Below are 19,768 nucleotides of genomic sequence, written 5' to 3'. Positions count from 1 at the left end.
GGGAGCGCTCGCCATGACTGCGGAAATCCATCAGCTCCACGGGGACCGCCCGCCCTCTCTCGATCCGATGATGGCGCTCGTCGCCGCCGACATGAACGAGGTGAATGCGGTCATTCTCGACCGGATGCAGTCGGAGGTGCCGCTGATCCCCGAGCTCGCGGGGCATCTGATCGCGGGCGGCGGCAAGCGGATGCGGCCGATGCTGACGCTCGCCTGCGGCCAGCTGCTCGACTATCCGGGCCACCGCCACTGCAAGCTCGCCGCCGCGGTCGAGTTCATCCACACCGCGACCCTGCTCCACGACGATGTCGTCGACGGGTCGGACCTGCGCCGCGGACGCAAGACCGCGAACATCATCTGGGGCAACAGCGCCTCTGTGCTCGTCGGCGACTTCCTGTTCAGCCGCGCCTTCGAGGTGATGGTCGAGGACGGCTCGCTGAAGGTGCTGAAGATCCTGTCGCGCGCCTCGGCGGTGATCGCCGAGGGCGAGGTCAACCAGCTTTCGGCGCAGCGCCGCATCGAGACGAGCGAGGATCAGTATCTCGCGATCATCAACGCCAAGACCGCCGAGCTGTTCGCCGCCGCGTGCAAGATCGCGGCGGTGGTCGCCGAGCGCGACGAGGCGACCGAGGCGGCACTCGACGCCTATGGCCGCAACCTCGGCATCGCCTTCCAGCTCGTCGACGATGCGATCGACTATGTCTCGGACGCCGAAACGATGGGGAAGGGCGTCGGCGACGATTTCCGCGACGGCAAGGTCACACTGCCCGTCATCCTCGCCTATGCGCGCGGCACGGCGGAGGAGCGCGAATTTTGGAAGCAGGCGATCGTTGGCCACCGGACCTCGGACGCGGATCTGGCCCATGCGACGTCGCTGCTGTTGAAGCACGACGCGATCGCCGACACGCTGGCGCGCGCGCGGCATTACGGGCAGCGCGCGGTCGACGCGATCGGCGGGTTCCGCGCCAGCCAGGCGCGCGCGGCGCTGACCGAGGCCGTCGCCTTCGCGGTCGCCCGCGCCTATTGATGCAAGGTGAGTCTGGATTGAACCGCCTCCCCGAGCGAAGACGAGGGGCCCGTTCGAGCGAAGCGAGAACCAGCGGGCGCCGCAGCCTCGACTTCGCTCGGCAAAGCCCCTCGTCTTCGCTCGGGGAGGCGGATTAATTTATGGCCTGCGGCCCCCAACCAAGCATTGATGCCGCGCGCCAATCGCTCCCCATCGATGCGGTGCTCCCCGACATCATGGCGGCGCTGGTGCTCAAGCCCAATGCCGTCGTCGTCGCACCGCCGGGCGCGGGCAAGACGACGCGCGTCGCGCCCGCGATCCTGGGTCAGCCGTGGTGCACGGGTACGGTGTGGCTGCTGTCGCCGCGCCGTCTCGCCGCGCGCGCGGCGGCGGAGCGCATCGCCGAGGAGATGGGCGAGGCGGTGGGCGGCACCGTCGGCTATGCGACGCGGCTCGACAGCAAGCAGTCGGCGGCGACGCGGCTGCTGGTGATGACGCCGGGGCTGTTCCGCACCCGCATCCTCGCCGATCCTGAACTCGCCGGGGTGAGCGCGGTGCTGTTCGACGAGGTGCACGAACGCAGCCTCGACGGCGATTTCGCGCTGGCGCTCGCCATCGACGCGCAGCAGGGGCTGCGCGACGACCTGCGCCTCGTCGCCATGTCGGCGACGCTCGACGGCGCGCGCTTCGGCGCGCTGCTCGGCGATGCGCCGCTGGTGAAGAGCGAGGGCAAGAGCTGGCCGCTCGAGCTTCGTCATGTCGGCCGCCGGGCCGAGGACCGGCTCGAGGCGAGCGTGCTCGCCGCGGTGCGGCAGGCGCTCGCCGATGAGGGGGAAGGCGATATGCTCGCCTTCCTGCCCGGCGCCGCCGATATCGAGCGCGCCGCGGCGGCGGTCGAGGAGGCGCGGCTGCCGCTCGTCGTTCATCGGCTCCACGGACAGATCGACCCGGCGGTGCAGCGCCGGGCGCTGGTCCGCGACGCGGAGGGGCGGCGCAAGCTGATCCTCGCGACGAGCATCGCCGAGACCAGCCTGACGATCGACGGGGTGCGGATCGTCATCGACGCCGGCCTGTCGCGCCGCCCGCGCTTCGACAAGGCAGCCGGCATCGCGCGGCTCGTCACCGAACGCGCGAGCCAGGCGTCGGCGACCCAGCGCGCGGGTCGCGCGGCGCGGCAGGGGCCGGGGGTCGCTTATCGCCTGTGGGAGGCGCCCGCGACCGCGGGGATGCCGCCCTTCGACCCGCCCGAGATCCACGAGAACGACCTGATGCCCGTCGTGCTCGACTGCGCGAGCTGGGGGATTGTCGATCCGCGCCAACTGGGCTGGCTCGACCCGCCGTCGCCCGCCGCGATCGCCGAGGCCAGGGCGCGGCTGATCGCGATCGGCGCGCTCGGCGAGGACGGGCGGATCACCGCGCACGGCAAGGCGCTTGCCGCGGTGCCGCTGCCGGTGCCGCTCGCGCATATGCTCCTCGACGCCGCGGCGGCGGGCGAGGCCGAGCTGGCGGCGCGGCTCGCGGTGCTGCTGACCGAGCCGGGGCTCGGCGGGCGCGGGGTCGATGTCGAGGCGCGGCTGCAGCGCTGGCGCGGCGCCAAGGGCGAGCGCAGCGAAGGTGCGTGGCGGCTTGCGCGGCGGCTTGCGAGCCTTGGCGAGCGGCTCGCGGCGGGCAGCGACCGGGTGCCGTCGCGCGCGATCGGCGGCTGGATCGCGACCGCCTGGCCCGACCGCGTCGCGCGGGCGCGCGCCGGGCAGCGCGGCGAATATCTGAGCGTCGGCGGGCGCGCCTATCGGCTCGACCCCGTCGATCCGCTCGCGAACGGCGAATGGCTCGCCATCGCCGACGCGCAGGGCCACGCGGCCGGCGTGCGCATCCTCGCCGCCGCGCCGATCGACGCGGCCGAGGTAGAGGCGCTGTTCGCCGACCGCATCGTCGCGCACGCCGCGAGCCGCTACGACCCCGCTAGCGACCGCGTCGATCATCGCCGCGAACGGCGGCTCGGCGCGATCGCGCTGGCGAGCGGCAAGGCCGGGCGCGGCGAGGGCGCCGAGGACGATGTCGCCGTCCGCCTCGCAGCGGTGCAGGGCAAGGGGCTCGGGCTGATCGGCTGGGGGCCGGCGTCGCAGGCGCTGCGCCAGCGCGCGTCCTTCGCGGGGCTCGACACGCTGTCGCCCGGCGCGCTCGCCGACAGCCTCGACCTGTGGCTCGCGCCGCTGCTCGCCGACAGCCGGGGGCTGCGCGACATTCCCGATCGCAAGCTCACCGACGCGCTGATGGGCTTGCTCGACTGGCCGGCGCGGCAATTGCTCGAAAAACGCGCGCCTTCCGACTATGCGACCCCCGCGGGCAGCCGCCACCCGATCGACTATGGCGCCGAGGGCGGCCCGACGGTGAGCGTACGGGTACAGGAGCTGTTCGGCCTGACGCGCCATCCGAGCGTCGGCGAGCCGCCGGTGCCGCTGGTCCTCGCGCTGACCTCGCCCGCGCACCGCCCGATCCAGACGACGCGCGACATCGCGGGCTTCTGGGGCGGCAGCTGGCACGACGTCGCGCGCGAGATGCGCGGACGCTATCCGAAGCATAGCTGGCCCGACGACCCGGCGAACGCGCGGCCGACCCTGCTCACCAAGGCGGCGCAGGCGCGGCGCGACGGGGCATAGAGGTTGTGGCAGCCCTCCTCAAACGGTCGTCATCCCGGACTTGATCCGGGATCCAGTCCTCCGGCGCTGGCGTGAATGGACCCCGGATCAAGTCCGGGGTGACGATGGAGATGAGGATCGCCTCGGAATGCGGGCTTTCCTCTTTGCGTCGCGTGCGCTTGACGCTAAGGCGGCGGCAGAAACACCAGCCAGGACGACCCGGAATGAAAGCGCGGATTTTCCAGAAGCCCAAGAATGCGATGCAGTCCGGCCGCGCCGGAACGCAGCGCTGGATGCTGGAATTCGCCCCCGCCGAGGCGCCCAAGGCCGACCCGCTGATGGGCTGGGCGGGCAGCGGCGATACGCGGCGCCAGCTCCGCCTCGGCTTCGCGAGCCGCGACGAGGCATTGGCCTATGCGGCGCGCAACGGCATCGAGGCCGAGGTCGTGCCGACCCCAGCGCGCACGCTGAAGATTCAGGCCTACGCCGACAATTTCCGGTAGGCGGCCGGGTCAGGCCGGATCGGACGAGCCGGCAAAGCCCTATATTCCTCCGATTGCCCCCTGACGGCGTTTCCGGCGCAGCGATCAGGCGCGGTCATGATGCGGGCTTTCCACGCTCCATCGTGCCGATATGGCGGCGCATGTCGCCCATCATCCAGCGGAGCAGGCTGCCGTAATGCGAGGGAAAGAGGCGCGCGAGCAGGTCGCCGAAGCGGGCGTCGGCGCCGATCAGCAGGCGCGGTTGGCCCTTGCGGATCGCGCGGACGATCCGCCGGGCGGCGCGCTCGGGGTTCATCCGCAGGAATTTTCCGAAGGCGGCGGTCGCTTCCTGTGCGGTTCCGGGGGCGATGGCGCGCGCGATCGCGGCGTTGCGGGCGATGCCGGTACGGATGCCGCCGGGATGGACCGACAGGACGCGGATCCCGGTTTCCGCCAGTTCGTGGCGCAGCGCCTCGGAAAAGCCGCGCACCGCGAACTTGCTCGCGGCATAGGGTATCTGACCCGGAGGCGCGATGAGGCCGAAGAGGCTCGATAGATTGGCGATCCGCGCGTCGACGCCGAGGTGCGGCAGGAACGCCTTGGTCATGGCGAGCGTGCCGCCGAAATTGATCGCCATCACCGTGTCGAATTCGTCGAGGCTCATCTGGTCGAAGCGGCCCATCGCGGCGATTCCGGCGTTATTGACGAGGATATCGACCGCGCGCACGCCGTCTTCGCCGATCAGCTTCGCGGGCAGCGCCGCCACCGCCGCGCGGTCGCCGACGTCGGTCGCGTGGGCGCCCGCAACCGCGGCGCCCAGCTCCACGGCCATGCGGGCGAGGGCGACGCGGTCGCGGTCGATCAGGATCAATCGGCAGCCGTGCGCCGCGAATTCGCGCGCGAGCGCCGCGCCGATGCCGCTCGCGGCGCCGGTCAGGACGACGGTGCGCCCGTCAAGATCATAGGCCATGTCAGCCCGCGGCGAGCCCCAGCCTGGTTTCGGTCTGCGCCAGCAGGGCGCGGTCGTCATGGTCCCACGGGTGGAACCCCGGCCGGTAATATTGGAGATAGGGGCGGAAGCAGCGGCGCAATACGCCGGGCTTCGCCAGCAGATATTTCGCGGTCCGCCACCAGGTGCGCGGCGTGTTGAGGCCGTCCTCGCGGTACAGCGAGGCCATGTTGGCGCCGATCGTCCAGAAGAAGAGCAGGGTGCTCGCCACCATCGTCAGCGTCCGCAGCAGATAGCGCCGCAGCGGCGACCAGTCCCGCGTCGCGACGCGCATCGTGTCGAAGGCGACCGCCTTGTGCTCCAGCTCTTCCATCGCGTGCCAGCTCCACATGCGCCGCGCCTCCTCGGGCGCGCCGGTCAGGTCGGTGCTGCCCTCGGCGAGCAGTGCATGGGCGAGGATCGCGGTGAAATGCTCGAGCGCGCAGGTCGCGGCGAGCTGGCGGATCTTCGCATTGCGCTGACCGAAGGCGATGACCCGCTGCGTCCGCGCCTCGAGCCGGGCGATGTCGTAACCGGCATCGGTCGCCAGCGCGTTGAACGTGCGGTGCTCGCGGCTGTGGACCGCCTCCTGCCCGACGAAATCCTTGATCTGCGAGCGCAGTGGTTCGTGGGTCAGGTGGCGAAAGTGGCGGACGCTGTCCATGAAGAATTTCTCGCCGTCGGGGAAGGTCGCCGACAGGGCGTTGAAGAAGGCGGTCGCGACCGGATCACCGCCGTGCCACCAGCGCTGGCTGCGCGTCGCATCGTCGAAGCGGAACTGAAGGTTGCGGACCCGGATCGACAGATCGCCGGGGCTTTTGGCCGGATGGGAGGTTTCGAGAGGCATGGATTCGACTCCGTTTTGACAATGATGTAAATTTAATCTTCTACAGACAATGATGTCAATATAAACTTTCCCGGCACTTCCGGACCCTTCATCAATGACGCACGGCCGATGGGGGCTTGGCGATGCGAGGAGCGGTTGCGCCTTTGGAGATATTATCGCCTATATACAAATATATCGCAGAGTCTTCGAAGAGGATTGCCCGGGATCGGGATGCGCCGCTGGGGGTCGTGAAAACCCTCGATATCGCGAGAATGTCCGGGATCTGGATAGAGGCTTAAATTTGATATTGACATTAATATCAGCAATCGCCCATCTGAAGGCGCAACGAATAATGCGCGGCGGATCAACCGCCGCTCTCAGGGGAGATGGGTTATGCGATCGCACAGGGTGGCGCGCGTCTGCGGCGCGGTGAGCTTGATGGCCGTTTCGATCGGGCTGACGGTATCCGCACAGGCGCAGGACGCGGCAGCGCAGGAGGAAGCGCCTCCCGCGCGCTCGGCGAACGAGATCGTCGTCACCGCGCAGAAGCGCGTCGAGAAGGTCCAGGACGTGCCGATCGCCATTTCGGCGTTCAGCGGCGAGGATCTGAACGCGCAGAAGGTCGAAGGCGGGTTCGACCTGATGAAGGCGGTGCCGAACCTGACCTTCAGCAAGAATAATTTCTCGGGCTACAACATCTCGATCCGCGGCATCGGCACCAAGTCGATCTCGACCACGTCGGATGCCGGCGCCGCCGTCAGCTTCAACAACACGACGCTGCTCCGCAACCGCCTGTTCGAACAGGAATATTTCGACGTCGAGCGGCTCGAGGTGCTGCGCGGGCCGCAGGGCACGCTCTATGGCCGCAACGCCACGGCGGGCGTCATCAACCTGATCTCGGCCAAGCCCAAGCTCAATAAGTTCGAGGGCAGCATCAAGGGCGAGGTCGGCAATTACAACAGCCGCCGGCTCGTCGGTATGCTGAATATCCCGATCGTGACCGACAAGCTCGGCCTGCGCCTTGCAGGCTCGATGACCCAGCGCGACGGCTATGATTATAACAGCGTCACCCAGCATCGCATCAACGGGCGCGACCTGTGGTCGGGGCGCGTGACGCTGGGCTTCGAACCCGTGCCGAGCGTGCGGGGCAGCCTGATCTGGGAGCGTTTCCACGAAAAGGACGACCGCTCGCGCACCGGCAAGCAGATATGTCACCGCGACGACGGACCGGACATTGTCGGATCGACCCCGGTGGTGGAGGACGATGCCGGCGATCCGGAAGGCAGGGGGTTCAACAATATCAGAAGGGCGCTGTTCAGCACCGGGTGCAAGGCGGGCAGTTTATACGATGACGACGCCTATGGCACCCCCAACGGCCTTTCGTTCCCGCCGATTGCGGCGCTGATCGAACTCAACACCCTTTTCGGCTTTGGATATGACGCCAGCGGTAATCCGGTGACATTGATAAATCCGGTCGATCCCTATGGCGGGGTAACGCAGTCGCGCAATCTGCGTGAGATCGCCTCGTTCAACGATCCGATCTATCGCGCCGGCGCCGATATTCTTCAGTTCAATCTCGATGTCGATCTGACCGATACGCTGACGCTGTCGTCGCAGACCGCCTATAACTGGGATCATGTCTATAGCTTCCAGGATTTCAACCGTTTCAACACGGTGCCGGTGTTCAACGACACCAGCGTGATCGATATCAATACGACGATGCCCCAGCCTTACGGTCGCTTTGACTATCGTGATCTCGCGCCGGGAGGAATATTCTGCGACCCGCAGATCGGATGTTCGAACACGATCGGGACCTTCGATGTCGCATCATCCGATTCGAAACAATTTTCGCAGGAACTGCGTCTGCAATCGGACTTTGACGGCCCGTTCAATTTCAGCCTCGGCGCCAATTTCACGAAGTTCAAGGCGCAGGAAGATTATTATATTATGAGCAACGTTCTAACGGCGCTCTCCTTGATCTTCCCGTTCAATAGCGGCAGCGACATAACGAATTGCGGGTTCTCCGGCCCCGCACTTGAACCGGCTAATTCACCCATCCCGATCAAGAACAGCTTCTGCCCCTATATCGACCCCAATCCGGTCGCGACCATGGACGGGCTCGGTCATAATTATTTCCGCAGTTCGAACCCCTATTCGCTCAAATCATACGGGCTCTTCGGCGAAGCCTACTGGAATATCACGCCCGACCTGAAACTGACCGCCGGGCTGCGCTATACGCTCGACAAGAAGCGCTTCACCCCGATCCCGAGCCAGCTTCTGCTGGCGCCGACGCTTATTGGTGGCGGTCTCACCGGCACCGGTTTCATCCCCGATCCCGACATCAATTTGAAATGGGGCACCTTCACCGGACGCTTCGGCGTCGATTGGAAGCCGGTGCTTGATTTCACCGACGAGACGATGATCTACGCCTTCTATTCGCGCGGATATAAGGGCGGCGGCATGAACCCCCCGAGCCCCGGATATCCGACCGGCGAGCAGCTTGTGGAAGCGGGCGTGTTCCGACCGGGAGATGGCCTATATGACGCCATTCTCGCCACGAACCCGGATCTCTTGAACATATTGACTCTGAGAAGCGTCGAATATGACCGGACCTTCAAGCCCGAATATGTGAACGCGTTCGAGGTCGGAACGAAAAACAGCCTGCTCGGCGGCGCGCTCATCCTCAACGCCAGCGCCTTTTTCTACGATTATAAGGACTATCAGGTTTCGCAGATTCGCGACCGCACCGCGGTGAACGAGAATTTCGATTCGACGATCTATGGCGCCGAGTTGCAGGCAGCTTTTTCGCCGACGCCCAATTTCCGCCTGATCGCCAATGTCGGTTATCTGAAGACGAAGATCGGCAAGGGCGAAACGTCGATCGACATCATGAACCGCAATTTGGGCAATCCCGACTACACGGTTTTCCGGCCGTGGGTGCAATTGCCTTCGAACTGCGTCGTTCCAACGGCGGTCGCCGAATCCTGGCTCCAGAATACGACGGAGTTGGTCAACTATTGGTCGGTCTGCGGCGGTATCGGGGGGTTGCTGGGCTTGATCGGCGCTCCGCCGACCGATCCTGCTACCGGCGCGCCCTATGACCCCGCCAATTATCCCGAGCTTAACGGCGGCGCCGGCCTGAAAACCGACCTGTCGGGCAAGGAGATGCCCAACTCGCCGCGCTGGACGGTCAATCTGGGCGCCGAATATACGATCCCGTTCGGTGAAGACTGGAGCGCCACGATCCGCGGCGACGGTTACTGGCAGGCCAAAAGCTGGGCGCGCGTTTATAATCTCAATCCCTATGACCGGCTGAGGAACTGGACGAACTTCAACCTGACGTTCGCCGTCGACGGGCCGGAGGGCCTGCACATGGAGGCCTATGTGAAGAATGTCTTCAATTCGACGCCGGTCACCGACTCCTTCCTCAACAGCGACGATGCCGCGCTGACCACGAACATCTTCGTGCTCGATCCGCGGATCATCGGGTTCAGCATCAGCAAGACCTTCTGATTGCGCGGCTGGTCTCCGGAGCGGGGCCTCTTCGTTCCTCTCCCTGCGGCGGGTTTCGACCCGCCGCTTTTGTTCGCCGAAAAGCGTGAAAAGCTGCCCGCTACGCAGCGCGATAAGCGGCCCCTAAAGCGGCCCGATGACGAACATCGGCAGCAGCTTGGCGGCGAGGCTGCGCATGGCGTCGTCGTCCTGCCCCAGCATGTCGCGCAGGTGCGGGCCGATCACCGCGTCGCCGAAGGCGCAGACCGCGATCATCAGCACCGCCGAACGGACGCGCGGGTCGGCGTCCTCGTCGAGGAACTTGTCGCGAAAGGCGACGACCAGGCTGTTCACCGCCTCGCGCACCGGCTCGAGGTGCGAAAAGTCGCGCGACAGGGCGATCCAGGCCGCGAGCTGCCCCGCGCCGCCCTCGCCGAAGGCGTCGAACACCTGGTCGACGATCACGCGCGGCGCGGCGCCATCGGTCTTGATCCGCTCGACCGCGCCGTCGAGCGCGTCGGTCAGGTCGCGGATCATCGACCCCATCAGCGCCGACTGCAGATCGGCGGCCGAGCCGAAATGATAGAGGACATTGGCGTGCGACATGCCGATCGCGTCGCCGACATTGGCGAGCGTCACCCCGGCCGGACCGCGTTCGAGCAACAGCCTGCGCGCCGCGACCAGCCCTTCCTCGCGCGCGACCTCGCCCTGTCTCTTGCGCCGCCGGACGCGCGGCGGTTTCGAGGCGTTCGCCGATTGAGTCAATGCCGCTCCCTTGTCGCCCCATGCTGCGCGCGCCGCAGGGCGCGCAACGGTCCAATGGACCTTCCCTGAACCCCCGGCACGGATTCGTCAATATGACAGCAATGTTGAAACGGCGCCCTCGGTCCATCTCCCCTCCGGCAAGCGGGAAGGGGGATCAGGCCGACAGCCGCCGGTCCAGCCATTCGCGGCCGGCGCGGCGCACTTTTTCGGCATAGAGGCCGCGCATGTGGAGGATGCCGTGCGGTGCGCCGGGCAGCAGCAGCGTTTCCACCGCGACGTCGGCCGCGTGCATATGCTCCGCAAGTTGCAGGCTGTCGTCGCGCAGCGGGTCGATGTCGCCGACGACGATCAGCGTCGGCGGCAGCCCCGCCATCTCGCCATAGAGCGGCGACAGGGCAGGGCGGCGGCGCTCGGCCGGCGACATGCGGGGGCAGAGCAGGGCGATCTGCCGTTCGAGCGAGGGGCCGTCGAGGACGAGCGTGTCGGGCCCGGCGGCGAGCGCGCTGGGGCTGCCGCCCAGATCATAGGCGCCATAATGGAGCAGCAGGCCCGCGAAGCGGCCGGCGAGCAGCGGATGGCTCGCGAGCCGCTGCGCGGCCGACAGCGCGAGATGTCCGCCGGCGGATTCGCCGGTCAGGAAGACGGGGAACTCCGCGAGGGCCTCCATCTTCAGAAGCGCGAGCAGCGCCGCGGCGCACTCGGCCTGCAGCGCGCCGATCGCGCGCGGCATGGCGAGCCGATAGTCGACCGACGCGACGACGAGTCCGCAGGCCTCGGCGAAGCCGGTGTTGAGCTTGTCGTCCATCGCGGCGAGCCCGATCGCCCAGGCCCCGCCGTGGAAATCGACGAGCAGGCCGCGCGGTGACCCCTGCGGGCGGATGATCCGCACCGGGGTCCGCTCGGGGGTGGGCAGCGTCGTGATCGTCAGTTCGAGCCCGCGCCGCCGCACCCGCGCCGCCGAGCCGATCGTCGCGGCGCGCAGCAGCCGGCGCGTCAGCCACAGGCGTCCGCGCCCGGCGACGGTCAGCCGGGGGAGGTGGCGGAGCCTGCGGTTCAACCGTTGCTGCGCCCGAATATCGCTCTCATCCAGCATGTTGCCTCGCATGAATTTGACATGAACAAATATATGAATTGATGAGATGGAGATTGGTCGTTTCGAAAATGACGGAAAATGGGAAGTTTTCGACTGGACGGCAGCGCATCATCTAACTTTAATTGACATGTATGTCAAAATATGAAATCGAGACCGGCATCGCAAACAAGGATGGAGCTCCCCCCATGTACAGCATGTACAAACCGACCGCCTTGATCGGCGCCGTTTCGATCGTCCTGGCCGCGCCGGCGGCCTCGGCCGCTCCCGCCGCGAGCCCGCGCGCCACGCTCGTCACTGCGGCATTCCAGACGACGAGCAAGACGCAGGCGCTCGCATTGGTCAACAAGGCGATCGGCGCGATCGACGCGACATTGGCGAAGGCGCCCGCGAACCGCGATGCGCAGCTCCAGCAGGGGATCGCGCTCGGCTATCGCGGCAAGCTGACGCGATCGATGGGCGATGCGCGCCGCGGCCGCGACCTGCTGACGGCCTTCGCAAAGCGTCATCCCAGCGACCCCGAAGCGCAGATCGCGCTCGGCGGATGGCATCTCACGGTGATCGGCGAGGTGGGGGGATTTGTCGGCGGCACCGCGCTCGGTGCCAGCAAGAGCAAGGGGCTGACCGCGCTCGACAGGGCGGTTCGTCTGGGCGGCAATCGCGCCTTCTTTCCCGCCTATGCCGGGCTGGCGCGGATCGCGCTCGATCCGGGCGACGCCGCCGCGGCGAAGCCCTTGCTCCAGAAGGCGGCCGGCGCTGCGGCGCCGTCCGAGGTCGACCGGATCACCCAGGCCGCGGCGAAGCGGGTCCTCGCGCTGGTCAACGCGGGCGATGCGAAGGGCGCCTCGCGCCTCGCCAGGCAATTGCTGCCCTTCGGCCGCGTGTCCTGAACGATGCCGCCGCGTCGGCGGCGGCCGGATAGGGGTTCCGCTTATTCGCTGTCGGGCTGCAGCAGCTTGTGCAGGTGGACGACGACATATTTCATCTCGGCGTCGTCGACGGTGCGCTGCGCGGCGGCGCGCCAGGCCTTTTCGGCCGACTTGTAATCGGGAAACAGGCCGACGACGTCGAGCGCGCCGAGGTCGACGAAATCGAGGCCCTGCGGATCGCTGACGCGTCCGCCGAATACGAGGTGCAATTTGCTCATGATGCTGTCCTTGGCGCGGGGCGCGGGGGAGATGGGGCGCCCCCTAACAGCGCCGCGCCCTTACGGCAAGCGCATCAGTCGTCCTTGCGGCCCGACTTCGGGAGCAGCGAGCCGAGCAGCGCGCCGATCGCGACCGCGCCTGCCACCAGTGCCATCGGCTGCTTTTCGGCGACGTCCTTGAGCTTGCTGTTGGCGCGCTTCGCCTGCGCCTTGCCCTTTTCATAGGCCTGGCCCGCGGCCTCGCGCGCGGCGTCGGCTTGTTCGCGGCCCTTCGCGGCGAGTTCGCTCGTCGCCTCGCGGGCGCGGTCGTAGCCGTCCTGCAGCCGCGCGCGCGCCGCCTCGGCGGTCGCCTTCGCGCTTTCGGCGGTTTTCTCCGCCAGTTCGCTCGCTTTCGCACGCGTTTCGCGCGCGGTTTCACCGAGGGGCTTCATCATCTTCCTCCATAGGGGTTTCGGCGTCGTCGGCCGCTTCGTCTTCGGGGCGCGCGGGGTGCAGATGCGCGATCGCGCCGTCGGCGAGGTCGCGCAGCTTGCGGCCTAGGCGCGGGACATGCTCCTTGATCGGCTCGCGGAACAGCCATGCAAGGCCCGCCGCCGCGGCGATTGCGATCGGCAGGCGGTTGTCGCGGAACTGCTCGCGAACGACATGCGCGGCGTCGTCGACCTTTTCGCCGACGCGATATTTGCCGCGGTCGAGCAGCGATTTGGGTTTCAGCGCGTCGCCGGCGACGTGCAGCTTGCGCCGCAGTTCGGCGCGCTGGATCATCGACCGGCGCACGGCGTTGATCAGGCGGGCACGCGACGGGCGCATCAATCGTCTCCCCGGGCGAGCAGGTCGTCGCGGAACGCCGCTTTGACGTCGCCATAGTTGAGCCGCGCGCGCCAGCCGGCGATCGCGGCGACCCCTAGCAGCACCGCGAACACGATCAGCGTCGCGAGCAGCGGGCCGATATGCTGCGCCAGCACCAGGATCGCGCCGAACGCCAGCGCGAGCATGGCAACGAGCAGCGCGCAGGCGGCGATGAAGCCCCACGCCGAGGTCCAGCCGACGCCATGATAGGCGAGCGCGCCGCGCGCCTTGAGCAGCGTCAGCTCGGCCTCCGCCGTCGCCCGCAGATCGTCGACGACGTCGCCGACGATCTTTTCGAGCGGTACCGGGGGCGGCGTGACCGGCCGACCGTCGGGCGCATAGCCGTGGCTCACGCCGTCGAAGCTGCGCTGGGCGGGCGGCGGGGTGTCGGGTTCGGAGGACGACAAGGGATCAGCCGTTGTTCGATCCGCCCTTCAGCATGCGGGCGAGCACAAAGCCGAGCACCGCGGCGGCGCCGACGGCGACCGCGGGATTCTTCTTCACCATGTCCTTGGTCGACGCGGCGAGCTCGTCGAGATCCTTCTTGTCGAGCGTCGAGGCGAGGCCGGCGACGGTCGAGGCGGCCGAGCGGGCATAGTCGCCGTACTGCTTGCCAAACTTGCTGTCGACGGTGCCGGCGCTGTCCTCGAGCATCTTGGCGAGGCTGCCGACGGCTTCGGCCGCCTTGTCCTTGCCCCTGGCCGCGGCGTCGCGCGCCTTGGCCGAGGCTTGGTTCTTGAACGCCGTCGCTTCGTCCTTCAACGATGCGGCCTTCTTCGACGCTTCGGACTTGATGGTGTCGCGCGTCGCGGCGAGCTGGTCGCGGATCGGATGATCCTTCGCGGCCTTCACGGTCGCCGGCTTGCGCGCGGGCGCCGCCTTGGTCGCGCCGGCCTTCGCGGGCGCCTTGGGACGGGGAGCAGCGGCTTTCTTCGTCGCGGGAGTAGCGGCCTTTGCCATCATCATGTCCTCTTCTCGTTCCGGGCGTCACGCCTGCCGGTCGTGCGCGTCCCTTTTTGGTCCTGTCAGAATATATAGCAAGGCGCGCGCAATGGTTCCATAGCGCCGCAAAATTCCTATGCGTCTTGCGCTCGTGCCGAGCCGCCGATAACAGGCGGGCGCCTTTCCCACCCGGCTCTTTTGCGGCCGCCAGCAGGACGACATCCATGACCGCCATCATCGACATCCACGGCCGCGAAATTCTCGACAGCCGGGGCAACCCCACGGTCGAGGTCGATGTGCTGCTCGAGGACGGCAGCTTCGGCCGCGCCGCGGTGCCCTCGGGCGCTTCGACCGGCGCGCACGAGGCGGTCGAACTGCGCGACGGCGACACGGCGCGCTACCTCGGCAAGGGCGTTACCAAGGCGGTCGCGGCGGTGAACGGCGAGATCGCGGAGACGCTGATCGGCCTCGATGCCGAGGATCAGCGCGAACTCGACATGGCGATGATCGACCTCGACGGCACGCCCAACAAGGGCCGCCTCGGCGCCAACGCGATTCTCGGGGTCAGCCTCGCCGCCGCAAAAGCAGCGGCGGATGCGCGCGGACTGCCGCTCTACCGCTATGTCGGCGGCGTCTCGGCGCGCACGCTTCCCGTGCCGATGATGAACATCATCAACGGCGGCGAGCATGCCGACAATCCGATCGACGTTCAGGAATTCATGATCATGCCGGTCGGCGCGGGCAGCATCGCCGACGCTGTGCGCTGGGGCAGCGAGATTTTCCACACGCTGAAGAAGGGCCTCGCGCAAAAGGGCCTCGCCACCGCGGTCGGCGACGAGGGCGGCTTCGCGCCGAACCTCGCCTCGACGCGCGACGCGCTCGATTTCATCGCCGCCTCGGTCGAGCAGGCGGGCTTCAAGCTCGGCAGCGACGTCGTCCTCGCACTCGATTGCGCCGCGACCGAGTTTTTCAAAAACGGCAAATATGAGATCAGCGGCGAGAAGCTGTCGCTGAGCCCCGAACAGATGGCCGACTATCTCGCCGCGCTGGTCAAGGACTACCCGATCAAATCGATCGAGGACGGGATGAGCGAGGATGATTTCGCGGGCTGGAAGGCGCTGACCGACCTCGTCGGCGACAAGTGCCAGCTCGTCGGCGACGACCTGTTCGTCACCAATCCGGCGCGGCTCGAAGAGGGCATCAGGACCGGTCTCGCCAACTCGCTGCTCGTCAAGGTCAACCAGATCGGCACCCTGTCGGAGACGTTGGATGCGGTCGATATGGCGCACCGCGCGCGGTACACCGCGGTGATGTCGCACCGCTCGGGCGAGACCGAGGATTCGACGATCGCCGACCTCGCGGTCGCGACCAACTGCGGCCAGATCAAGACCGGCAGCCTCGCGCGTTCGGACCGGCTCGCGAAATACAACCAGCTCATCCGTATCGAGGAAGAACTGGGCGACATGGCGCGCTATCCGGGGATGGCGATTTTCGGGTGACGTGATCGGATTAGAGTGGTCGGCTATCGAGGCTATCAGCCCCGGCGATCATCGCGATGGGGCCGATCAACGATAGGCAACCGATCAGGATCACTATCGGGTCTTGGCGCCCGACGATCATTAGTACGAGGATCAAAAGAACCATCATGCCGCTGCAATACGCCAGAAGCCGGCGTTTGGACGACCGATGGTTCGAAGTCGCGCGCGCATTAGCAAAGCAGAGGGTGCCGAGCATCAAGCAATACGCCAACTCGATTTCAAGCAGCCAAACATCTTCGGGTTCATGGGTATAGTGATCAAGGGCCGCTGGTAATCCCGCGACGATCAAGGCCACTGCGAGCAGGCAAAGGCCAAACGTGACGAGGTTTGCAATCCTGACGGCCATGACCTGAACGATATCACGCCGGCTGACCGGTTCAAGCATGATGGCGCGGCGATGGCAGCACGGAATCCGATGACCGGAGTAGTTCGCGGCCTGCTGCGTCTTGACGCCGCGAATCAACTCTGATTCAAGGCCCTGATGACGCAGCGCCACAAAGTCCGCAAATCGGTGAACCGGGCCATCGGTCCGACCGTCGCGGTGATCGCGGTGGCGGCGATGATCGGCTACATCATCTTCGGGCCGACCGGCCTCTATGCCTGGGGCGACTACAGCCAGTCGGTCGATAAGAAGCGCGTCGTGCTGACCGAACTGACCAAGAAGCAGAACGAACTCCAGAACCGCGTCAACCTGCTCGATCGCCGCCGCGTCGACCCCGACCTCGCCGACGAATATGTGCGCGAGAAGCTGGGTGTGATGCACCCCGACGAAATCGCGATCCCGATGGACGGGAACGAGAAGCCCTGAACGTTGGCACGCCCCTCGGAAGAGGGGTATATTCTATGCAGACTGCGTCCGATGTCGACCGATTGCGGACATTGCGAGCATCGCTTAGCGTGATCCAAATCTGTTATGGGGCTCGCGCATGAACTGGATCTCTGGACTGTTTGGTAACGCCGAAGCCGCGGGGGACGATCCGATCATACCGGTTCCTTTCCCGCCCCTTATTACGTTACTTCAGCAGCACGAGACTGCGAAGGGATCTGCGCTCACCGAGGCCGAAGTGCTGGATATACGCGATGGGGCTGTCTGCATGACGATGAAACGGTCTCGCGCTGAACAGCTTGCCGCAAGCAGAGGTTTTCCTGACATCGATCCCGCAAATGCTTGGGAAGAGTGGCTCCACGCCCGACACCAAAATTCTGATTAGTCTGCCGTCCGCTTCCCACCCCAAAGCAGCCGTGCATTTGCAAACGATGCAATCGCCTCTGAACGGGGAGGGGCTTTGCGTTTGCACCTTCGATTGCAAAAATTGCATACGTAACGCGCGTGCGCTCTGCCGCCCATGCGGGCGTTGCCAAACAGGGCGGGCCCCTCCTATAGGGGGCCTTGCCGTAACGGCTAAAATGCAAAGGAACCCCGCCTTGGCCAAAGCACCCGCGCGCAAACCCGCCGCGCCAAAAAAATCCGCTTCCACCCCAGCTCCCACGACCAATCGCGAGAAGCCCCGCGACCCCGCGCCCTATGAAGCGTCGCCGGAGGAACTCGAGAAATTCTATCGCGAGATGCTGCTGATCCGCCGCTTCGAGGAAAAGGCCGGCCAGCTCTACGGCCTCGGCCTGATCGGCGGCTTCTGCCACCTCTATATCGGCCAGGAAGCGGTCGCCGTGGGCCTGCAGTCGGCGCTCGACGGCGACAAGGACAGCGTGATCACCGGCTACCGCGACCATGGCCACATGCTCGCCTACGGCATCGACCCCAAGGTCATCATGGCCGAGCTGACGGGGCGTCAGGCCGGCATCTCGAAGGGCAAGGGCGGCTCGATGCACATGTTCAGCGTCGAGCATAAATTTTATGGCGGTCACGGCATCGTCGGCGCGCAGGTGTCGCTCGGCACGGGCCTTGCCTTCGCGCACAAATATCGCGGCGACGGCGGCGTCGCCATGGCCTATTTCGGCGACGGCGCCGCGAACCAGGGCCAGGTGTACGAGAGCTTCAACATGGCCGAGCTCTGGAAGCTGCCGATCATCTTCGTGATCGAGAACAACCAATATGCGATGGGTACCTCGGTCAACAGGTCTTCGGCCGAGGACCAGCTCTATCGCCGCGGCGAGAGCTTCCGCATCCCCGGCATGCAGGTCGACGGCATGGACGTGCTCGCGGTGCGCGGCGCGGCCGAGGCGGCGCTCGAATGGGTGCGCGCGGGCAAGGGACCGATCCTGCTCGAACTCAAGACCTATCGCTATCGCGGCCACTCGATGTCCGACCCCGCCAAATATCGTAGCCGCGAGGAAGTGCAGGCGGTGCGCGACAAGTCGGACGCGATCGAGCATCTGAAGAAGCTGATGCAGGATGCCGGCATCTCCGAGGACAAGTTCAAGGAGATCGACAAGGAAATCCGCGGCGTGGTGAGCGAGGCGGCCGACTTCGCCGAAAGCGCGCCCGAACCCGACCTTCCCGAACTCTATACCGACGTGCTGGTGGAGCAATATTGAGATGGCGATCGAACTGAAGATGCCGGCACTGTCGCCGACGATGGAAGAAGGCACGCTCGCCAAGTGGCTGGTCAAGGAAGGCGACACGGTCAAATCGGGCGACATCCTCGCCGAGATCGAGACCGACAAGGCGACGATGGAGTTCGAGGCGATCGACGAAGGCACGATCGCGTCGATTCTGGTTCCCGAGGGCACCGACAATGTGAAGGTCGGCACCGTGATCGCGACGATCGCGGGCGAGGGGGAGGAGGCCACTCCGGCGCCCGCTCCCGCCAAGAACGTCGCCCCAGCGGAAGCCGGGGCCGCTCCCGAAGCCGCTCCGACGCCAGCAGCCCCCGCCTCCGCGAGCGCGCCGGTCAAGGCGCCAGCCCCCGCCGAACGCGCATCCGACCCCGCGATCCCCGCCGGCACCGCGATGCAGCGGCTCACCGTGCGCGAGGCGTTGCGCGACGCAATGGCCGAGGAGATGCGGAAGGACGACCGCATCTTCGTGATGGGCGAGGAGGTCGCCGAATATCAGGGCGCCTACAAGGTCACCCAGGGTCTGCTCGACGAATTCGGCGACAAGCGCGTCGTCGACACGCCGATCACCGAATATGGCTTTGCAGGGCTCGGCACCGGCGCGGCGATGGGCGGGCTTCGCCCGATCATCGAGTTCATGACCTTCAACTTCGCGATGCAGGCGATCGACCACATCATCAACTCGGCGGCGAAGACCAACTATATGTCGGGCGGCCAGATGCGCTGCCCGATCGTGTTCCGCGGCCCCAATGGCGCGGCGAGCCGCGTCGCGGCGCAGCACAGCCAGAATTACGCGCCCTGGTATGCGAGCGTCCCCGGCCTGATCGTGATCTCGCCCTATGACGCCGCCGATGCGAAGGGCCTGCTGAAGGCCGCGATCCGCAGCGAGGACCCGGTCGTCTTCCTCGAAAACGAGCTGCTCTACGGCCGCAGCTTCGACGTGCCCGAGGTCGAGGATTTCGTGCTGCCGATCGGCAAGGCGCGAATCATGCGCGAAGGCGGCGACGTCACCATCGTCAGCTATTCGATCGGCGTCGGGCTCGCGCTCGAAGCCGCCGATGCGCTGGCGGGCGAGGGGATCGAGGCCGAGGTCATCGACCTCCGCACCCTGCGCCCGCTCGACACCGCGACGGTGCTCGCGAGCCTGAAAAAGACCAACCGCCTCGTGATCGTCGAGGAAGGCTGGCCGACCTGCTCGATCGCCAGCGAACTCGCGATGGTCGCGATGGAGCAGGGCTTCGACGACCTCGACGCGCCGGTTACCCGCGTGTGCAACGAGGACGTGCCGCTGCCCTACGCCGCCAATCTCGAAAAGGCGGCGCTGGTCGACACCCCGCGCGTGATCGCGGCGGTGAAGGCGGTCACCAACCGCGGCTGACGTCCTCGTCATTGCGAGGAGCGAAGCGACGAAGCAATCCCCAGCCATCGGTCTACAGGTCGCCGGCTGGAGATTGCTTCGCTGCGCTCGCAATGACGGTAATGGGATG

At 66.5% G+C, this 19,768-nt stretch carries 20 protein-coding genes; 10 read left to right on the top strand and 10 right to left on the bottom strand.

The window, feature by feature from the left end; translation table 11 throughout:
* Nucleotides 1–13 precede the first annotated feature (13 nt).
* From ACOTSS_RS10815 to ACOTSS_RS10805, 3 genes are all read left to right on the top strand, one after another.
* On the top strand, nucleotides 14–1,027 hold the full coding sequence (locus ACOTSS_RS10815) for a polyprenyl synthetase family protein (RefSeq protein WP_448688171.1): 1,014 nt from the start codon (nucleotides 14–16) through the stop codon (nucleotides 1,025–1,027).
* Nucleotides 1,028–1,167: 140 nt separating this feature from the next.
* Nucleotides 1,168–3,666, top strand: a complete 2,499-nt coding sequence (gene hrpB / locus ACOTSS_RS10810) for an ATP-dependent helicase HrpB (RefSeq protein WP_448688170.1) — start codon at nucleotides 1,168–1,170, stop codon at nucleotides 3,664–3,666.
* A 203-nt stretch (nucleotides 3,667–3,869) separates the two neighbouring features.
* Complete coding sequence (locus tag ACOTSS_RS10805) at nucleotides 3,870–4,148, top strand: ETC complex I subunit (RefSeq protein ID WP_448688169.1); 279 nt, start codon at nucleotides 3,870–3,872, stop codon at nucleotides 4,146–4,148.
* A 94-nt stretch (nucleotides 4,149–4,242) separates the two neighbouring features.
* Here ACOTSS_RS10805 and ACOTSS_RS10800 read toward each other — a convergent pair whose 3' ends face one another.
* Together ACOTSS_RS10800 and ACOTSS_RS10795 are read right to left on the bottom strand one after the other, a co-directional pair.
* The gene (locus ACOTSS_RS10800; RefSeq protein WP_448688168.1) at nucleotides 4,243–5,097 is read right to left on the bottom strand and encodes an SDR family NAD(P)-dependent oxidoreductase; all 855 of its coding nucleotides are present in this window, start codon (nucleotides 5,095–5,097) and stop codon (nucleotides 4,243–4,245) included.
* A gap of 1 nt (nucleotide 5,098) precedes the next feature.
* Complete coding sequence (locus ACOTSS_RS10795; protein WP_448688167.1) at nucleotides 5,099–5,962, bottom strand: metal-dependent hydrolase; 864 nt, start codon at nucleotides 5,960–5,962, stop codon at nucleotides 5,099–5,101.
* Between the two features lie 372 nt (nucleotides 5,963–6,334).
* On the opposite strand from ACOTSS_RS10795, the gene ACOTSS_RS10790 reads away from it, so the two are divergent.
* Nucleotides 6,335–9,454, top strand: coding sequence for a TonB-dependent receptor (locus ACOTSS_RS10790; protein WP_448688166.1), 3,120 nt, complete (start codon nucleotides 6,335–6,337; stop codon nucleotides 9,452–9,454).
* 123 nt (nucleotides 9,455–9,577) lie between these two features.
* On the opposite strand, the gene ACOTSS_RS10785 is transcribed toward ACOTSS_RS10790, so the two are convergent.
* Both ACOTSS_RS10785 and ACOTSS_RS10780 read right to left on the bottom strand, forming a co-directional pair.
* Complete coding sequence (locus ACOTSS_RS10785) at nucleotides 9,578–10,198, bottom strand: TetR/AcrR family transcriptional regulator (RefSeq protein ID WP_448688165.1); 621 nt, start codon at nucleotides 10,196–10,198, stop codon at nucleotides 9,578–9,580.
* Nucleotides 10,199–10,352: 154 nt separating this feature from the next.
* Complete coding sequence (locus tag ACOTSS_RS10780) at nucleotides 10,353–11,255, bottom strand: alpha/beta hydrolase fold domain-containing protein (protein ID WP_448688164.1); 903 nt, start codon at nucleotides 11,253–11,255, stop codon at nucleotides 10,353–10,355.
* Nucleotides 11,256–11,476: 221 nt separating this feature from the next.
* On the opposite strand from ACOTSS_RS10780, the gene ACOTSS_RS10775 reads away from it, so the two are divergent.
* Nucleotides 11,477–12,178, top strand: a complete 702-nt coding sequence (locus ACOTSS_RS10775) for a hypothetical protein (protein WP_448688163.1) — start codon at nucleotides 11,477–11,479, stop codon at nucleotides 12,176–12,178.
* 41 nt (nucleotides 12,179–12,219) lie between these two features.
* Here ACOTSS_RS10775 and ACOTSS_RS10770 read toward each other — a convergent pair whose 3' ends face one another.
* The 5 genes from ACOTSS_RS10770 to ACOTSS_RS10750 form a co-directional block, all read right to left on the bottom strand.
* Nucleotides 12,220–12,435 (bottom strand): DUF4170 domain-containing protein, encoded by a 216-nt coding sequence (locus ACOTSS_RS10770; protein WP_448688162.1) that lies wholly within the window; start codon nucleotides 12,433–12,435, stop codon nucleotides 12,220–12,222.
* Nucleotides 12,436–12,509: 74 nt separating this feature from the next.
* Nucleotides 12,510–12,866, bottom strand: a complete 357-nt coding sequence (locus ACOTSS_RS10765) for a hypothetical protein (protein WP_095383889.1) — start codon at nucleotides 12,864–12,866, stop codon at nucleotides 12,510–12,512.
* On the bottom strand, nucleotides 12,850–13,245 hold the full coding sequence (locus tag ACOTSS_RS10760) for a hypothetical protein (protein WP_448688161.1): 396 nt from the start codon (nucleotides 13,243–13,245) through the stop codon (nucleotides 12,850–12,852). The genes ACOTSS_RS10765 and ACOTSS_RS10760 overlap by 17 nt, the downstream gene beginning before the upstream one ends.
* Nucleotides 13,245–13,691, bottom strand: coding sequence for a phage holin family protein (locus ACOTSS_RS10755; protein WP_448688160.1), 447 nt, complete (start codon nucleotides 13,689–13,691; stop codon nucleotides 13,245–13,247). The genes ACOTSS_RS10760 and ACOTSS_RS10755 overlap by 1 nt, the downstream gene beginning before the upstream one ends.
* A 4-nt stretch (nucleotides 13,692–13,695) precedes the next feature.
* Nucleotides 13,696–14,244 (bottom strand): hypothetical protein, encoded by a 549-nt coding sequence (locus ACOTSS_RS10750; RefSeq protein WP_448688159.1) that lies wholly within the window; start codon nucleotides 14,242–14,244, stop codon nucleotides 13,696–13,698.
* A gap of 206 nt (nucleotides 14,245–14,450) precedes the next feature.
* On the opposite strand from ACOTSS_RS10750, the gene eno reads away from it, so the two are divergent.
* Nucleotides 14,451–15,725 carry a phosphopyruvate hydratase gene (gene eno, locus ACOTSS_RS10745; RefSeq protein ID WP_448688158.1) on the top strand — a complete coding sequence of 425 codons (1,275 nt, stop codon included), beginning with the start codon at nucleotides 14,451–14,453 and terminating at the stop codon, nucleotides 15,723–15,725.
* A gap of 10 nt (nucleotides 15,726–15,735) precedes the next feature.
* Here eno and ACOTSS_RS10740 read toward each other — a convergent pair whose 3' ends face one another.
* Complete coding sequence (locus ACOTSS_RS10740) at nucleotides 15,736–16,260, bottom strand: hypothetical protein (RefSeq protein ID WP_448688157.1); 525 nt, start codon at nucleotides 16,258–16,260, stop codon at nucleotides 15,736–15,738.
* A gap of 15 nt (nucleotides 16,261–16,275) precedes the next feature.
* On the opposite strand from ACOTSS_RS10740, the gene ACOTSS_RS10735 reads away from it, so the two are divergent.
* The 4 genes from ACOTSS_RS10735 (at nucleotide 16,276) to ACOTSS_RS10720 (ending at nucleotide 19,659) form a co-directional block, all read left to right on the top strand.
* On the top strand, nucleotides 16,276–16,572 hold the full coding sequence (locus ACOTSS_RS10735; RefSeq protein ID WP_448688156.1) for an FtsB family cell division protein: 297 nt from the start codon (nucleotides 16,276–16,278) through the stop codon (nucleotides 16,570–16,572).
* A 118-nt stretch (nucleotides 16,573–16,690) separates the two neighbouring features.
* On the top strand, nucleotides 16,691–16,975 hold the full coding sequence (locus ACOTSS_RS10730; protein WP_448688155.1) for a hypothetical protein: 285 nt from the start codon (nucleotides 16,691–16,693) through the stop codon (nucleotides 16,973–16,975).
* 214 nt (nucleotides 16,976–17,189) lie between these two features.
* Nucleotides 17,190–18,260, top strand: a complete 1,071-nt coding sequence (gene pdhA / locus ACOTSS_RS10725; RefSeq protein ID WP_448688154.1) for a pyruvate dehydrogenase (acetyl-transferring) E1 component subunit alpha — start codon at nucleotides 17,190–17,192, stop codon at nucleotides 18,258–18,260.
* A 1-nt stretch (nucleotide 18,261) separates the two neighbouring features.
* Nucleotides 18,262–19,659 carry a pyruvate dehydrogenase complex E1 component subunit beta gene (locus ACOTSS_RS10720; RefSeq protein WP_448688153.1) on the top strand — a complete coding sequence of 466 codons (1,398 nt, stop codon included), beginning with the start codon at nucleotides 18,262–18,264 and terminating at the stop codon, nucleotides 19,657–19,659.
* Nucleotides 19,660–19,768 lie beyond the last annotated feature (109 nt).

Source organism: Sphingopyxis sp. NJF-3, from assembly GCF_053514865.1.
Note: the sequence above shows the minus strand (reverse complement) of the source record. Positions and strands in the feature narration are given on the sequence as shown.

Excerpts from the sequence above, each read along its gene's own strand:
- ACOTSS_RS10805 (WP_448688169.1), top strand. The coding sequence starts at position 3,870 with ATGAAAGCGCGGATTTTCCAGAAGCCCAAGAATGCGATGCAGTCCGGC.
- ACOTSS_RS10750 (WP_448688159.1), bottom strand. The coding sequence starts at position 14,244 with ATGGCAAAGGCCGCTACTCCCGCGACGAAGAAAGCCGCTGCTCCCCGT.
- ACOTSS_RS10795 (WP_448688167.1), bottom strand. The coding sequence starts at position 5,962 with ATGCCTCTCGAAACCTCCCATCCGGCCAAAAGCCCCGGCGATCTGTCG.
- ACOTSS_RS10720 (WP_448688153.1), top strand. The coding sequence starts at position 18,262 with ATGGCGATCGAACTGAAGATGCCGGCACTGTCGCCGACGATGGAAGAA.
- hrpB (WP_448688170.1), top strand. The coding sequence starts at position 1,168 with ATGGCCTGCGGCCCCCAACCAAGCATTGATGCCGCGCGCCAATCGCTC.
- ACOTSS_RS10815 (WP_448688171.1), top strand. The coding sequence starts at position 14 with ATGACTGCGGAAATCCATCAGCTCCACGGGGACCGCCCGCCCTCTCTC.
- ACOTSS_RS10765 (WP_095383889.1), bottom strand. The coding sequence starts at position 12,866 with ATGAAGCCCCTCGGTGAAACCGCGCGCGAAACGCGTGCGAAAGCGAGC.
- ACOTSS_RS10770 (WP_448688162.1), bottom strand. The coding sequence starts at position 12,435 with ATGAGCAAATTGCACCTCGTATTCGGCGGACGCGTCAGCGATCCGCAG.
- ACOTSS_RS10800 (WP_448688168.1), bottom strand. The coding sequence starts at position 5,097 with ATGGCCTATGATCTTGACGGGCGCACCGTCGTCCTGACCGGCGCCGCG.
- ACOTSS_RS10775 (WP_448688163.1), top strand. The coding sequence starts at position 11,477 with ATGTACAGCATGTACAAACCGACCGCCTTGATCGGCGCCGTTTCGATC.
- ACOTSS_RS10790 (WP_448688166.1), top strand. The coding sequence starts at position 6,335 with ATGCGATCGCACAGGGTGGCGCGCGTCTGCGGCGCGGTGAGCTTGATG.
- ACOTSS_RS10760 (WP_448688161.1), bottom strand. The coding sequence starts at position 13,245 with ATGCGCCCGTCGCGTGCCCGCCTGATCAACGCCGTGCGCCGGTCGATG.
- ACOTSS_RS10730 (WP_448688155.1), top strand. The coding sequence starts at position 16,691 with ATGAACTGGATCTCTGGACTGTTTGGTAACGCCGAAGCCGCGGGGGAC.
- eno (WP_448688158.1), top strand. The coding sequence starts at position 14,451 with ATGACCGCCATCATCGACATCCACGGCCGCGAAATTCTCGACAGCCGG.